Below are 15,451 nucleotides of genomic sequence, written 5' to 3' on the forward strand. Positions count from 1 at the left end.
AGAGTGAAAAAAATGGAAAAACACTGGTGGCAAGAAGTTGTTGTATACCAAATTTATCCCCGCAGTTTTAAAGACAGCAATGGTGATGGAATTGGCGATATTGGCGGTATTATTGAAAAATTAGATTATTTAAAAAAACTGGGAATTGGTGCGATTTGGTTATCCCCAGTCTATGCATCTCCTAATGATGATAATGGCTACGATATTTCAGATTATGAAGCGATTATGGCCGAATTTGGCACAATGGAAGATATGGAGCGGCTAATTACTGAAGCTAAAAAGCGTTCCATCAAAATTGTGATGGACTTAGTAGTCAATCATACTTCTGATGAGCATCAATGGTTTCTTGAAGCCAAAAAAGGCAAGGAAAATACCTACCGCGATTATTATATTTGGGCCGATCCTAAAGCAGATGGCAGCGCGCCCAATGAATTGGGATCGACATTTTCTGGCAGCGCTTGGGAATTTGATGAAGCAAGTGGGCAGTATTACTTGCATTTATTCTCCAAAAAGCAACCTGATTTAAATTGGGCCAATGAAAAAGTGCGGCAGGCAGTTTATGATATGATGAATTTTTGGATTGAAAAAGGAATTGGCGGTTTTCGTATGGATGTCATTGATTTGATCGGCAAAGTGCCAGAAAAGATGATTACCGGCAATGGTGCCAAACTCCATGACTATTTACAAGAGATGAACAAAGCAACTTTTGGTAAACACGATTTGTTAACCGTCGGCGAAACGTGGGGAGCAACACCTGAAATTGCCAAATTATACTCAAATCCTAAACGCCAAGAGTTAAGCATGGTCTTTCAATTTGAACATGTCGCATTAGATGAACAGCCCCAAAAAAGCAAATGGGATTTACGTCCCCTTGCAGTGGCACAATTGAAGGAAGTTTTTGCCAAATGGCAAACAGAACTAGGTGATGAAGGATGGAACTCACTATTTTGGAACAACCATGATTTACCCCGCATTATTTCCCGTTGGGGAGACGAAAAAAATTATCGTGTTAAAAGCGGTAAATTGTTAGCGATTTTATTACACTTATTAAAAGGGACGCCATATATTTATCAAGGAGAAGAAATTGGCATGACCAATCATTTGGTTAGTGCCATTGAAGAAGTTGACGATATTGAAAGTATTAACATGTATCATGAACGACTCGCGCAAGGATATAAACCAGCTGAAATTATAAATGCCATCAATGTTAAAGGAAGAGATAATGCCAGAACACCCATGCAATGGGACGATAGTCAACACGCTGGTTTTACGACCGGTACACCGTGGCTTAGGGTAAATGAGAATTATCCTAAAATAAACGTCACCCAAGCATTAGCGGATAAAGATTCACTTTTTTATACGTATCAAAAATTGATTCAATTACGAAAAGACAACCCGTTAGTGGTATGGGGGGATTTTCATCTATTAAAAACAGCTCCTGAAGTTTTTGCCTATACACGAAGCTTCAAAGAAAAAACGTGGCTTGTTGTGACAAACTTTGCTAGTGAAGCAAATGAATTTCATTACGACGGTGCAATTAAGGAACTGATTTTATCCAACGGTCCTACGCCAAGTCAATTAGAAAAAGTTGTACTTATGCCTTGGGATGCTTTTGTCGTGGAAGTGGTGAAATCATGACCAATTGGTGGCAAAATGCAGTGGGGTATCAAATTTATCCCCGTAGTTTTTATGATAGTAATGGGGATGGCATTGGGGATATTAAAGGAATTATTGCCAAAATTCCCTATCTCAAGGAACTGGGAGTTGATTTTATTTGGTTAAATCCCATGTACAAATCTCCCAATGTAGATAATGGCTATGATATTTCTGATTATAAAGACATCGCGGCCGAATATGGCGATATGGCACAGTTTAAGGAACTTTTAGAGGCGTGCCACAAAGAAAATCTGAAAATTATTTTGGATTTAGTAGTCAATCACACCAGCGATCAGCACCCGTGGTTTGTGGAAGCAAAAAAAGGTAAAGAAAATCCGTACCGTAATTATTATCACTGGCAGAATGCTACGCCCGCTAACTTGCCGAATAATTGGCAGAGTTTTTTTGGCGGTTCAACTTGGACGGTCGATGAACCAAGTGGTCAGGCTTATTTTCACGTATTTGCGCCAGAACAACCGGATTTAAATTGGAAAAATGAAGCTGTGCGTACTGAAATTTACCAAATGATTCGCTGGTGGTTAGAACTGGGAATTGATGGATTTCGATTAGATGCCATCAGCCATATCCAAAAGGAACCTTGGAATTTTAAAATTAAAGATAATCCCTGGGCACCTTTCATGAATGTAGCTGGTATTGACAATTATATGAAGGATTTACAACAAATTTTTAATGAATACAATGTGATGACAGTAGGAGAAGCCAGTGGCGTTTCCAGTAAAAAAGCGGTTAATTGGACAGATTCAGAAGGTTATTTGGATATGATTTTTGAATTGGAACATAATGTTCGAAAAGGCGTTGCTGGAAGCGAACGGATTGATTTATTAGGCTTTAAAAAAGTTATCGCCCGTTGGCAAAAAGATTTAGGTAAAAAAGGTTGGAATGCCCTATATCTTGAAAATCATGACAATCCACGCTTTAACACAATTTTAGGCAACGAAACCAAGAAATCAGCGAAAGCTTTAGCCATGATGTATTTATTATTACGTGGAACGCCTTTTATTTATCAAGGGCAAGAATTAGGCGCAACAAACTATCCATTTCAAACAATTTCAGAAGTGGATGCCAAAGATACCCTTTCTTTTTATCATCGGCTGCTAGCTGAAAATAAAAGTGAAGCAGAAGCATTACAGCTTGCCACTTCTTGGAGTCGTGATCATGCTCGTACCCCAATGCAATGGGATGATAGCAAAAACGCTGGCTTTACTACAGGTACACCTTGGCTGAAAGTCAATCCCAATTATGTCAAAATCAATGTTGCAGCTGAAAAAGAAGATCCTGACTCGGTCTTGAATTTTTATCGGCAATTGATTCAAATACGTAGACAAGAGGAGACTTTTGCAACTGGGACCTTTGAATTATTGGCTCAAAATGACCCTGATATTTTTGCATATTTAAGAAAAGGGGAAAAGCAGTTTTTAATTATTACCAATATCAGCCAAAAAACTAGAAAACTAACGTTGCCCAAAAAAATCTGGCAGAAAAATTGGCAGTCCTATATTACAAACGACAAAACCGCCCCTAAAAAATTAACAAAAGAAATGACATTTGCTCCTTACGATGCTTTGTTATTCGTAGAGCAATCAAATAGCTGATAATTTATAATCTAGCAAAAAAGCGAGCCGACCTTAGTGGGGCTCGCTTTTTTGCGAATACTAGAACATTTGCTACACTTAACTTACCAAATTCAGTGGAAGAGGGAAAAGAGAGTGAAAGAAAAATGGGGAAGAAAAGATTTATTTGGTTTAATTGTTTTGCCTTTGGAGTTATTAATCGGCAATAATCTGATACGGCTGCCTTTTTTTAAGGAGAATCCCTTTTATTTTTTAATAGGGGGAATCAGCGTTAATATCTTAGCCTTTGTTGTGTTGCTCATGTTATATAAATCCACTCTAAAAAAACAATGGCAGCAATATCGCCAGCATTTGTGGCGTAACTTGTCATTGGCGTTGGTTTTGGTTGTTGTCAGTCATTTATTGATTCAATTTATCAGAGGGGCGTTGCCAGAAAATCTGATCAAAATTCCAACGGATACTGCTGATAGCGGTGTTTTGCAAACTGATTTTAAAGAAAATAGGCAGCTTGTCGCCTTGTTTTTGGCTGCATTGCCTTCGTTTATTGCACCATTTTCTGAAGAGTTGGTTTTTCGCTATTTATTAGTTGGAAAAGCACCTAATCATTTTATTCGTGGCATTATGCTGTTTATTCAAGCTATTTTATTTGGTTTAATTCATTACGCAAATTTTAACGGTAATCTCTATGCCACCATTCCTTATATGACGGTAGGTTTTTTCTTTGGTCTAATTTATTTGGTCTATCGCAATATTTGGGGTTCACTAATGGTTCATTGGATTTTTAATACGGTTAATCAAATGATTCCAACCTTGTTTATCATCGTTTTAACTTTATTAGGTATAGCCAACTAAAACATAAAAATAATTGGAGGTAAGGTCTATGTTTCTGGCACTTATCTCTAATTATTTTACGTTCTTAAAAAAGTTGTTTTATTTAAATGAAGACCGTTACTTACATAGGGCCATATGGAGAAAAATTGCGAGTATTTGTAGAATATTTTGTTTTAAAAGCGCTATTGTTTTTGCTAAATTGCTAGTTTCTTTATAATAAAGAAGAGACTTCAATTAATTAGAAAAAGGGATGAGAAAAATGGAAAAAGAAACAAATCAAGGGATGATGGCCGTAATTGCTGCTTTAGTTGCCAATATATTAGTGGCGATTAGTAAATTTGTCGGCTACTTGTTAAGCGGGAGTGCCGCAATGTTAAACGAGAGTATTCATAGTGTCGTCGATTGTAGCAATCAAGCGCTATTGCTAATCGGGGATAAGTGGGCGGCACGTCCGGTCAGCCAGTTGCATCAGTTTGGTGAGGGGCGAGCAAAGTATTTTTTTAGTACCATTGTAGCGATGATGCTTTTCTTTGGTGGTGGTGCTTTAGGTGTGATGGAAGCAATGGAAAAGCTTTTTCATCCGGCTCACGAAGTTGGTAACCAATGGCTTGTGATTATCATTTTAATTTTTGGGATGGCAGTAGAAGGGAGTTCACTACGCATTGCCTTTAAAGAAATTAAGGAATTGAATGAAGAGAAGTTACCGTTATTTCGCTTTTTAAGAGAAAGCCGTCACAGCGAAATTTTAATTATTTTTACCGAAGATTTTTGTGCAGTGATTGGTTTAGTAATAGCTTTAATGGGAACTATTTTAACCATGGTAACCGGCAATGCACTATTTGATGCTTTAAGCGGGTTATTAATCGGTCTATTGTTAATGTTCGCTGCAATTTTTCTAGCACGGGAATTTTATAGTCTAATTATTGGCGAAAGCGTTACTGCTAGTGATTTGAAAAAGATTAAAGCAGCCTTTTCGCGCACAGAAGTAAAACGTCTGATTGATATTAAGACTGTGCACTTGGGGCCAACAGAAATTATGATTGCCGCAAAAATTGACATCGTTGATGAAGCAGAAGCCCATAGTTATAGGGGTGTAAATGAGATCGAGCGCCAAATTCGTCAAAGTCTGCCAGATAAAAAAGCCTATATTTATATCGAAACAGACGAATACGATCCCAACTACGTTAGAAAATAAAAAGAGGCTAAATGAGAATTTTGGCTAAAACTAGCATAAACGCGTCTTGTTTGCTACAATGAAAAAGAATTTTATAACAAGAAAGAAGGATTTAGACAATGATTGCAGCAAGCGACTTACGGGCAGGGATGACATTTGTCCAAGACGGTAAATTGATCAAAGTTTTAGATGCGAGTCATCATAAACCAGGTAAAGGAAACACGGTAATGCGAATGAAACTTCGCGACGTTCGAACTGGTGCGACGTATGACACAACTTTACGTCCTGATGAAAAATTTGAAAAAGCACACATCGATACAAAACCTGTGCAATATTTATATACAATGGATGATACAGCCTTCTTCATGGATTTGGAAACATATGAACAATATGAAATTCCAGTTGAAACAATTGCAGAAGAAATGAAATACTTGTTGGAAAATATGGAAGTTAAAATTCAATTCTTCGGTTCTGAAGTAATTGGGGTGCAATTACCAACAACTGTTGTCTTAGTTGTTACAGAAACACAACCTTCAATTAAAGGTGCAACTGTAACTGGCTCTGGTAAACCGGCAACAATGGAAACAGGCTTAGTTGTTAACGTACCAGATTTTATTGAAGCCGGTGAAAGCTTAGAAATTAACACGGCTGAAGGTACGTATATCAAACGTGCAAAATAATTGAAATGAAAACCAAGAGGTGCAACTTTTACTCTTGGTTTTTTTGTGCTACTTTTTTAATAGCAAAACTTTTTTTGAAGAGGGGGCATTTGAGTGGATTACATAATTGTAGCTTTCTTTGCGTTTTTTGGTGGCAATGCACGCTATTTATTGGGTTTAAGTTTACCCGTAGTCAATGGCTTTCCACTAGGAACCTTGGTGGCCAATTTATTGGGCTGTTTTTTGTTTAGCTGGTTAGTAAAACACATTATGGCCGATCAAGATGTCAACGGCCGGTTAATTCTAGGCGTGGGTACTGGCTTTTTTGGCGCCTTTACAACATTTTCTTCCTTTGCTTTAGATACGGTAAAACTTTTTGAAACAAACGTTTTATTGGCGGGACTTTATTTAACTGTATCCATTTTTGGTGGAATTTTAATGGCCTATCTAGGAGAAAAAGTATGGCGCCCAAAGCCTCATAAGGAGGACTTAAAATGAATATGCTACTGGTTGGTTTGGGAGCTGCGTTAGGTGCTATGGCACGCTTTTTTATTAATCGTTTTTTTGAAAAGCGACCACATCCGTATCCGTGGGCGACCCAAATTATTAATTTAACAGGTGCTTTTATCTTAGGAGTATTTTCTGGCTTGCATTTAAGTGATGCCGCATATTTGTTTTTGGGAACTGGTATGATGGGCGGGTACACGACTTTTTCTACCTTTAATTTTGAATTATTAACTTTGTGGCAGGCAAAACCTAAACTTTTTTATCGCTATTTTGCTATTTCTTATGGTGGCGGCTTATTTTTAAGCTTTCTGGGGGTTTTCGTAGGAAGTTTGGGACAATAAAATACCCAAAGGATATTTAGGTAAAAGACGGTATTTTGTCTTTGCTAAAGTCCTTTGGGTATTTTCTATTTCATGATTTGATAGACATCTTTTGAAATACGCGAGATAATCTCATAGCCGGTACCTTGTGTCATTACACTAATAACATAAGGTTCTTTTGTATAGACAATGCCACAATCGTGAGCATAGCCGCCGAGATCACCAATTTTATGAGCCACCCGCACTGGCAAATATTTTGGCAAACGCTGACTATCATAGGTTGTATGGGAAAGATAAGTCAGCACCTTGCCTCCTTCAAAATACATAGCTTTTAAAAGACGCGTATTTTCTTTGGCATTAATCACACTAAAACGCGTCCATTTGCGGCCGATGATACTACTAATTTCGTTTTTCATTTTTTGACTATATTTATCAGCTCCATAATAGCCTAAGAAATTAGCACCTTGATTATCTGAATACTTACAAGTCCAGTTCATAATTGTATCTAAAGAATAATAGTTACCAAAACGTTTGGATTGTAAAATGCCAGCTCCGCCCCGCATATAAGATAAAGACATTTTATTGATCGCATCGGTGTAACGATATTTTTTATAGGGATTTAACTTTTTGGCATTGATTTGCTTTTGCGTATAATACAAAGCCGGTAATTTGCCGGTGCTGGCCGCATGAAAATTTTTATTTCCATTTATTTGGGCCACGCTACCGTCGGTTAAACTCATCACATAAATGCCTAAATTTTTATTTTTATATTTACGATTGAGTAATTGTTGCACTTGTTTTAATTTTTGGGCTTTGGAAGTTGCTTGTTTTGTGGCACCAGCATTAATGTATCCTTGCCATTTGCCAGATTGAGTATAAAGACTTAAATAGCGGGCTCCATTTGCGTGCTCGTAGTAGCCTTTAGCAACATACAGACTGCCCATTAGCTTTTGACTTGTATTTTTCTTTTGCCATTTAAAATTTTGCCATAATGGTTGATTTTTGTTGGTTAAAACAACGCTCTTCCCCCACTTTTGATAAATGCCTTGAGGACCGGCTGCTACTTTTGTGGCGGCACTATTTAAATAGCCAATCCAGTTGCCTTTTTGATTATAAAGTGTGTAATAAGTTGCGCCATTAACATGGCGATAAAGACCGCGAGCCAAAAATGTTTTGCCGTAAAGATTTCTAGTTTTATTGCGATATTTCCAGTTGAAATTTTGATGAATTTGATAATTTTTATTGGTAATGGTAACGTATTTGCCTAATTTTTGGTAAACTCCTTGTCCACCGGGGGCAGTTGTTGTTGCTTTGACATTGGTAAATCCGACTCGTACTTCCTTGCCGCCTTTAAGTTGGTAAAGGCTGTAATAATCATTGCCGTCAAAATGGTGGTATAACTCTTTTACTAAAAAGGACTGCTGATAATATTTTTTAGTCGTTTGTGTGGTGCTCTGAATCCAAGATTGCAAAAAAGGATAATTTGTAGCGGTTAAGGTTACATATTTTTGCTGTTTAATCGCAGTTCCTGCAATTGAGGTGATATTGGTACTACTGGCTTTAATGAAGCCAACGAAATTTCCTTTATTTGAATATAAATCAAAATATTTCTCACCATCGGCATGAAGGTAAGTATTGCGACTTTGCCAAGTTTTCAGTGTCAAAGGATTGGTTGACTGTCCATTTTGTAAGGTGTTATCTCCCCAATATGTTGTGGCATTTTTGAAGGTGAGATACTGAATTTTAGGTTGAGGCAATCCCAGTGGACTATCACTTAGGACACCGCTTGTAGCTAAGACATAAAATATGGTTTGACCTTGCAATTTGTAATAGACTTTATCATCAAAAGTGGTGATTTTACTTAAAATTTGGAAAGTCTGCTGGAAATAATTTTTTGTTATTCCTGCTGGTGTTGCTGTGAAATCTGTCCAAAAGTTATCATTTGGCGTTGTAATGGTAAAGTATTTCTTTTCACTGGCTGTTGTATAAAACGCAGGGGCGGTGTTCTTTTTTTGCAGTTGTGCTTCATCTTTTCTGTCTGTTGTTGCGATAGGTTCATTATGTAACGAGGGACTTGTCTCTTTTGTGGTGCTAGTGATTGTTTCTGTTACTTCTTCTTGCATACTCGTGTTTGTTGTTGCTGCTAAAGTGCTGGACGAAAAAGAAATCACTAACGCCAAACCAACGAATATCAACCCGACCTTTTTCATAGTTATCCTCCTTTTTTTGTTGCCGCTTTCATTTTTGATGGTACCATAAAAGGGTCCTCCAGCAAAAAGAGAACCCTTTTTTAGAAGATTTAGTTAAAGTTGATTTTGCTTTTGATGGGCTTTTAAATAGGCTTCTTTTTGTAGTCGGCTTAACTTTTTAAAGGCAGCTTCAGCTTTAGTTGCACTACTGCGATCAAAAAAGACTTCTGCATGCACCATTTGTAGTGGTCGTCTTTTTTTTAGCCGAGTATATTTGGCACCAACGCCGTCATTATGTTCTTTTAAGCGGCGGGTCAAATCTGTCGTATAGCCGGCATAAAAAGTATTATCTCGGCATAAGAGAACATAAAAATAATGATTATTGGCCATAAAGCATCGCCTTAATAGCTGGGGTATATTCATTTGTTTTGGAATATACGGTTAGTGGTGGCAAAATTTTAAATCCGTCTTTTTTACCATTTTTTATTCCTTCAACTAAAACAATATTTGCATCTTTATTGGCTTTAGGGTAGACAAATTGAACGCGCTTTGGCGCGATGCGATAGGCCTGCATCAATTCTAAAATTTCTAAAAAACGATCAGGTCGATGGACTAAAGCCAAGCGTCCATTCATCTTTAGCATTTGGCTGGAGACGTCAATGACGTCTTCTAGTGTCGCGTGGATTTCATGGCGGGCAATGGCCAAATGGGGATTAGGATTTTTTTCATTTGTCGCTAGGTTTTTAAAATAAGGAGGATTGCACAAGACCAGTTCTACCGAATCTTTTTTTATAACCGATAAGCTATCTTTTAAATTTAGTTCATAGACTTTTAGCTGTTCTTCCAAATGGTTTAAAGCGATACTGCGTTGTGCCATATCCGCTAAGCGGGGTTGAATTTCGATTTGATCAATTTTGGCATTTGTTTTATGACTGACAAAAAGACCAACCGCCCCATTGCCAGCACAGAGATCAACAATTTTACCTCGCTTGGGAATATTGGGAAAGTTTGCCAGTAAGACGGCATCGATGGAAAAAGAAAAGACATCTTTACTTTGAATGATCTTAATTCCTTCTGCGTATAAAGCATCAATACGTTCATTTTTATTTAACACAATTTACACCTGCAATTTTTTTTAATTGAAAATCTCTACTCGTATTATACTCGACTGATAAAGTGGTGCAACTGTTGGTAAAAAAAGCTTGTCAAAAGATACTTTTTTTTGCATACTTAGACCGTGTTGTATTTGAAATAATTTGTGTAAGGGCAAAATAGAAGGATTACTCCTTACCCATTAAAAACGCAACTTGCAGATAATGAGAGAAATAGAGAGGAAGATCAGATGTTTTTTACCATGATGCGGGGCATTGTCCGCTTTTTATTATTTGTACTAAACGGTAATTCTGAATTTCAAAATAAGATTGCATTACCACAGAATGAAAATTATATTTTAGTTGCACCTCATAGGACTTGGTGGGACCCATTGTACATGGCAGTCGGCGCGAGACCGAAAAAATTCAGTTTTATGGCGAAGGAAGAATTATTCAAAAATCCTATTTTGCGTTTCATTTTAATTCACGCCAATGCTTTTCCAGTTGACCGCAAAAAACCGGGTCCTTCTGCCATTAAAACTCCAGTAAAGTTGTTAAAAAATACTGATCTAAGTTTAATTATGTTCCCTAGTGGTACCCGGCATGCCACTGAGCTAAAAGGGGGCATGGCACTCATTGCTAAAATGGCTAAAGTTAAGATTGTGCCTTGTGTTTACCAAGGACCATTGACCTTTAAAGATTTGCTAAAACGAAAAAAAGTTACCATGCGTTTTGGTGAACCCATTGATATTAGCGATGTGAAAAAAATTGATAAAGAAGGCATGGCGGTGGTGGAAACGCGCATTCAAACAGCCTTTGATCAATTGGATCGCGCCATTGATCCTAATTTTAAATATATTGTTAAATAATTTTTTTACCAGCGTATTTTACGCTGGTTTTTTTATAGTCAAAAATGAAGGAATTATCTCATTTTTAAAGTTTGCACGGGGATTTTAACTGTTCATAAATAAAGTGATGTTGTTGATAAAGTCTTTTTTTTAGGCATTTTTACAAGCAGTAGCCGTGACTTTTTGAAAAGGGGTTGAAAGTGTTATAATGGTCTGAAGATGCTTTTTTAGAAAGGTTGGAGTACAAATTGCGTTTTTTACACACGGCAGATTGGCATATTGGCAAAAAATTAAACGGTTTTGATCTCTTAGAAGAACAAAGTGCCGCCATTGACCAAATTTTATCGTTGGCTTTAGCAGAAAAAGTTGATGCAGTGGTAGTGGCTGGAGATTTGTATGATCGGGCGGTACCAGCAGTAGATGCTGTCAATTTATTTAATGAAAAAATTATCGCCTTTAACTTGCAAAATAAATTACCGCTGTTGGCCATATCTGGTAACCATGATAGTCATGAACGCCTAAATTTTGGGACGCCTTGGTTTAGTCATACCGATTTTTATTTACATACAGAGTTGGCGCAAGCTTTTGAACCGGTGGAACTAGCAGATACACAATTTTTTCTTTTGCCATACTTTGAGCCCTTTAATGCGCGAGTTTACTTTCAAGACGATAGTATTAAAACTTTAGCTGAGGCTATCAAAAGCGTAATAGCCGAAATGAAGCGCCACTTTAAGCCGAATATGCGGCACGTATTAGTTGCGCATTTTTTTGCAGCTGGTAGCAGTAAAAGTGATTCTGAAACAAAAATCATGGTAGGCGGTTTGGATAGTGTACCGGTAGATTTGTTGCAGGATTTTGATTATGTTGCCTTGGGTCACTTGCATAATCATTCTGCGCTTAATCATTTGACAGTACAATACAGTGGTGCACCGTTAAAATATGCGATTTCAGAAGAAAAGCAAACAAAAGGAGTTTACATCGTTGATACCAGCGACTTATCCCGCACATTTTATCCTTTGTCTCCGTTACATGACTTACAAAGGCTTGTGGCCAGTTATGAAGAATTATTGACACCAGCTTTTTATCAAAAAATTGCAAGAGAAGATTTTTTACACATTCAATTAACTGACCGTGGGGTTATCCCTAACTTGATGAATCAATTACGCGTAATCTACCCCAGACTCTTGGGGATTGAGCGAGTAAATCCGCTTGAAAGTAAAGCGCAACTGACCCAACTAAGAAAAAGAGCAGATACGCCGAAAAAAGTCGTTAGCGATTTTTTTGCTGAAATGACCAATGAAGATTTAACTGCCAACCAAGAAAAATGGTTAGCAAAAGGGTTACAAGCAGTAGACAAATTAACCAAAGAAGATTAAGGACAATTCATTAGATATATATGAAAGTTGTTTTAACAAGGAGGAAACCACCGCGATGCAGCCACGTACTTTACGCATGAAAAATTTTGGTCCATATCTGGATGAAACCGTTGAATTTGGGGCTTTTTTAGATCAAGGCTTGTTTTTGGTCAGCGGGAAAACCGGTGCTGGAAAAACAACAATTTTTGATGGAATGACCTTTGCTTTATTCGGTCAAACCTCTGGTAAATTGCGTAGTGGTAAAGAAATGCGTTCCCTTTTTGCGCAGCCGACAGAAGAAACGGAAGTGACGTTTTCTTTTAGCCATGGCGGCTTACTTTACGAAGTGATGCGACGCCCCGAACAAGAGGTAGCTAAAAAGCGGGGGACTGGTACCACCATAAGAGCCAGCAAAACAACGCTGACTATTTATGACGAACTAGGAAACGAAAAAAAACAATACACTAAAAATGTCGATTATGAACTTTATCAACTACTACACTTAACCGCAGACCAGTTTTTCAAAATCATCATGTTACCACAAGGTGAATTTCGTAATTTTCTCGTTGCTTCAAGCACAGATAAAGAACAAGTTTTACGACGCTTGTTTGACACAGAAATTTACCAAAATTTGCAAACTTGGTTAAAAGAACAAGCAGCCGCTAAAAATCAAAGTATTGCAGAAAAACAAACACAAGCCGCAGCTTTAGTCGATAGTTTTAAATGGTTTAAAACTGCTGCTGTTTTTTCGACCTTGACTGAAACCCTAACTGCTTGGCAAGGTGATTTAGAAGAATTAGGCAGGGAGGTCGCCAACCAAACCGAAGTGGTTGCAAACTTAACTGCAAAAAAGAATACGGCCGAAAAACAGTACTATCAAGCAGAAGAGTTAAAACGCAGCTTTGATGAACTAAAAAAAGTTTTGGAAGAAGAAAGCAAATTAGCCTTAGAAAAAACGGTGATAACACAAAAAAAAGATGAGCAAAATTGGCTCTTGTGGCTCCAACAACACCTGCCGCTGATCAATTCTGTTAAATTGGCTGCAAGTAAAGTCAATCTTCAAGCTGATAAATTAGCCATCGCAAAAAAAGAATCGCAAAAAAATGCGGAAGCACTGGAAATCTGGCAAGAGCAAAGAAAGACTGTAGCAGCGTGGACATCACAGTTAGAGGCAGCGCAAAAGTCGCTTCACAATTTAGAAGTGAAACTTCCCCAAGCCCAACTATTGGAACAACAACGACAAATACTTGCCACAAAAAAAATTACTAGTGAAAAAACGCAAGCTGAGCTGACAATACTGAATCAAGCTATTGCTACTTTACAGCTAAGTCTTAGTCAGCAAGAACAGCTCACAAAAAAAAGCAGCCAGTGGCAAAAAACGATGACTGCCTTAACAAAAATACAGCAAACAGTCCGTGATTATGAAAAATTAATTGAAACAAAAACTTCTCAAAACAAAGAGTTACAGTTGACCAAAAATGCAATGACAAAGTTGCAAGTTACGATTCGTAACTTGCAAGCAGAGCTAAAGGATGCAGAAGAAAACTACCGTTTGCAAAAAAGCAATTACGCAAAAGCCATGATTGCCCGATTAAGTTTAGATCTAGTTTCTGGGGAGGCCTGTCCAGTTTGTGGGGCAACTGAGCATCCTATGGTAGCCCAGCATGATTTGACTTTAAAGACGGTTACAGAAAGTGAAGCTTTATTAAATGCAGCTGAAGAAAAAAGAGCAGATTTAGCTGAGGCGCTTGCCCGCAACTATACAAAACAAGAACAATTGACACAAGAAGCAGATAAATTTCAAAAGCTAATTCTCAAAACCCAAGCAGAAATGACCGACTTAAAAGAGCAGATTACTCGTGATTTTACCCTGTTACAGACAATAGGAGAAAAAGAAGATGTATTTACAGCAATCACGCGTTTTTTTGCACAACAAGAACAACTAGGCAATGAGATTCAAAAGGCAAGTGAAACACAAGCTGAAATAGCAGTGAAATTGGCCGAGAAAAATGAAGAACGCCAAACTTTGACAAGTCGCTACCAAAAAGAAGTTAATCAACTAGAACGACTTAAAGGAGAAGTTGAAAGTTTACAAGGTCAAGTTGGTAAAAGTGACGCACCTGTTTTACGTCACCAGATTGAAGTTTTCACAACAGAAATCAAAAAACTAAATGCACAATTGCAAAAAGATCAAACCACAGGTGAAAATTTAAAAGCCGCGGCCAAAAGCTATTACGCACAAATTAAAGAGTTATCAGATTATCATCACGAGGCGCAACTAGAAGTGGAAAAATTAGACGCACAACTTACAACAAGCTTAGCGTCTTCTCCACGAGAACTTTCAAAAAAACAGCTGCTAGAGCAATTTGTAGACGAGAAAAAACTACATGAGGTATCAGAAGCAATAAAAACGTACGAAAATAAGCTATTGTTAATAAAAGAGCAAAAACAAAAGCTACAAGAACATTTGAAAGAACAAGAAATGCCACAAATTGCCCAAATGGCGGTTTCTTATGAAAACGCGCAAGTACAATTGCGTGAAAGCCAACAACGGCTTTTACTTTTAAAAGAACAGCAAAAAGATAACGAGCAATTAGTGGCAAAGTTAAAAACATTGCTTGCTTCCCACGAAAAATCTTTGGCTAAATTGGCAGAAATAGAACAGTTAAGTCAAGTATTGAGTGGGAAAAATACGTATAAAACTAGTTTAGAACGCTATGTTTTACAAGCTTATTTAGCTGAAATTTTAACATTAGCCAATGTTCGCTTAGAACAGTTGACTAATGGTCGTTATCAATTTAGTTTAGCGGAAAAATCAGATGGTGGTCGTGGTCAAAAGGGACTAGATATTGATATATATGATGACAATGCAGGGCAAGTGAGACGCGTTCAAACATTATCAGGTGGTGAAAGCTTTATTGCGGCTTTAGCTTTGGCATTATCTTTAGCCGATGTCATTCAAAATAAGACCGGTGGCATTGCTCTTGATGCTTTGTTTATTGATGAAGGTTTTGGTTCACTAGATGAAGAAGCGTTGGAAATGGCGTTAGAAGCTTTAAGTACACTCGAAACACAAGGAAGGTTAATTGGAATTATTAGTCACGTACCAGCCTTAAAAGAAAAGATTGTAAGGCAGATAAATGTTAAAACCAATGGTGCCGGTCAAAGTAAGATTGCAGTGAAATTAGCTTAACAAATAACAGCTTATGCTGTTTGCAAATATTAGATG

13 protein-coding genes are annotated in these 15,451 nt (G+C 37.5%); 10 read left to right on the forward strand and 3 right to left on the reverse strand.

The window, feature by feature from the left end:
- The first annotated feature begins 12 nt into the window (after positions 1–12).
- From JZO76_RS11350 to JZO76_RS11380, 7 genes are all read left to right on the forward strand, one after another.
- Positions 13–1,638 (forward strand): glycoside hydrolase family 13 protein, encoded by a 1,626-nt coding sequence (locus JZO76_RS11350; RefSeq protein ID WP_206904486.1) that lies wholly within the window; start codon positions 13–15, stop codon positions 1,636–1,638.
- Positions 1,635–3,269, forward strand: a complete 1,635-nt coding sequence (locus JZO76_RS11355) for a glycoside hydrolase family 13 protein (protein ID WP_206904487.1) — start codon at positions 1,635–1,637, stop codon at positions 3,267–3,269. Before JZO76_RS11350 ends, JZO76_RS11355 begins: the two co-directional genes overlap by 4 nt.
- 114 nt (positions 3,270–3,383) lie before the next feature.
- Positions 3,384–4,100 (forward strand): CPBP family glutamic-type intramembrane protease, encoded by a 717-nt coding sequence (locus JZO76_RS11360; protein ID WP_206904488.1) that lies wholly within the window; start codon positions 3,384–3,386, stop codon positions 4,098–4,100.
- Between the two features lie 238 nt (positions 4,101–4,338).
- Positions 4,339–5,274, forward strand: a complete 936-nt coding sequence (locus JZO76_RS11365; protein WP_206904490.1) for a cation diffusion facilitator family transporter — start codon at positions 4,339–4,341, stop codon at positions 5,272–5,274.
- Positions 5,275–5,372: 98 nt separating this feature from the next.
- Positions 5,373–5,933, forward strand: a complete 561-nt coding sequence (efp, locus tag JZO76_RS11370; RefSeq protein ID WP_206904491.1) for an elongation factor P — start codon at positions 5,373–5,375, stop codon at positions 5,931–5,933.
- A 93-nt stretch (positions 5,934–6,026) separates the two neighbouring features.
- Positions 6,027–6,410, forward strand: a complete 384-nt coding sequence (locus JZO76_RS11375; RefSeq protein ID WP_206904492.1) for a CrcB family protein — start codon at positions 6,027–6,029, stop codon at positions 6,408–6,410.
- The gene (locus JZO76_RS11380) at positions 6,407–6,760 is read left to right on the forward strand and encodes a fluoride efflux transporter FluC (RefSeq protein WP_206904501.1); all 354 of its coding nucleotides are present in this window, start codon (positions 6,407–6,409) and stop codon (positions 6,758–6,760) included. Before JZO76_RS11375 ends, JZO76_RS11380 begins: the two co-directional genes overlap by 4 nt.
- Positions 6,761–6,825: 65 nt before the next feature.
- Here JZO76_RS11380 and JZO76_RS11385 read toward each other — a convergent pair whose 3' ends face one another.
- The 3 genes from JZO76_RS11385 to JZO76_RS11395 all read right to left on the reverse strand — a co-directional run bounded on the left by JZO76_RS11385 (position 6,826) and on the right by JZO76_RS11395 (position 10,042).
- Entirely contained in the window at positions 6,826–8,949 is a 2,124-nt protein-coding gene (locus JZO76_RS11385) for a serine hydrolase (protein WP_206904503.1), read from the reverse strand.
- 93 nt (positions 8,950–9,042) lie between these two features.
- Entirely contained in the window at positions 9,043–9,318 is a 276-nt protein-coding gene (locus JZO76_RS11390; protein ID WP_206904507.1) for a GIY-YIG nuclease family protein, read from the reverse strand.
- Positions 9,308–10,042, reverse strand: coding sequence for a tRNA1(Val) (adenine(37)-N6)-methyltransferase (locus JZO76_RS11395; RefSeq protein ID WP_206904509.1), 735 nt, complete (start codon positions 10,040–10,042; stop codon positions 9,308–9,310). The genes JZO76_RS11390 and JZO76_RS11395 overlap by 11 nt, the downstream gene beginning before the upstream one ends.
- Before the next feature lie 228 nt (positions 10,043–10,270).
- Here JZO76_RS11395 and JZO76_RS11400 point away from each other — a divergent pair, with 228 nt between their 5' ends.
- The 3 genes from JZO76_RS11400 (at position 10,271) to JZO76_RS11410 (ending at position 15,415) form a co-directional block, all read left to right on the forward strand.
- A complete protein-coding gene (locus JZO76_RS11400; protein ID WP_206904511.1) occupies positions 10,271–10,888 on the forward strand; it encodes a lysophospholipid acyltransferase family protein in 618 nt (205 codons plus the stop codon).
- 227 nt (positions 10,889–11,115) lie between these two features.
- Complete coding sequence (locus tag JZO76_RS11405) at positions 11,116–12,243, forward strand: exonuclease SbcCD subunit D (RefSeq protein WP_206904568.1); 1,128 nt, start codon at positions 11,116–11,118, stop codon at positions 12,241–12,243.
- 55 nt (positions 12,244–12,298) lie between these two features.
- Positions 12,299–15,415: an AAA family ATPase gene (locus JZO76_RS11410; RefSeq protein WP_206904514.1), complete on the forward strand. Its 3,117-nt coding sequence runs from the start codon at positions 12,299–12,301 to the stop codon at positions 15,413–15,415.
- Positions 15,416–15,451 lie beyond the last annotated feature (36 nt).

The organism is Candidatus Enterococcus myersii (assembly GCF_017316025.1).
GTDB classification, from domain to species: Bacteria; Bacillota; Bacilli; order Lactobacillales; family Enterococcaceae; genus Enterococcus_C; species Enterococcus_C montenegrensis.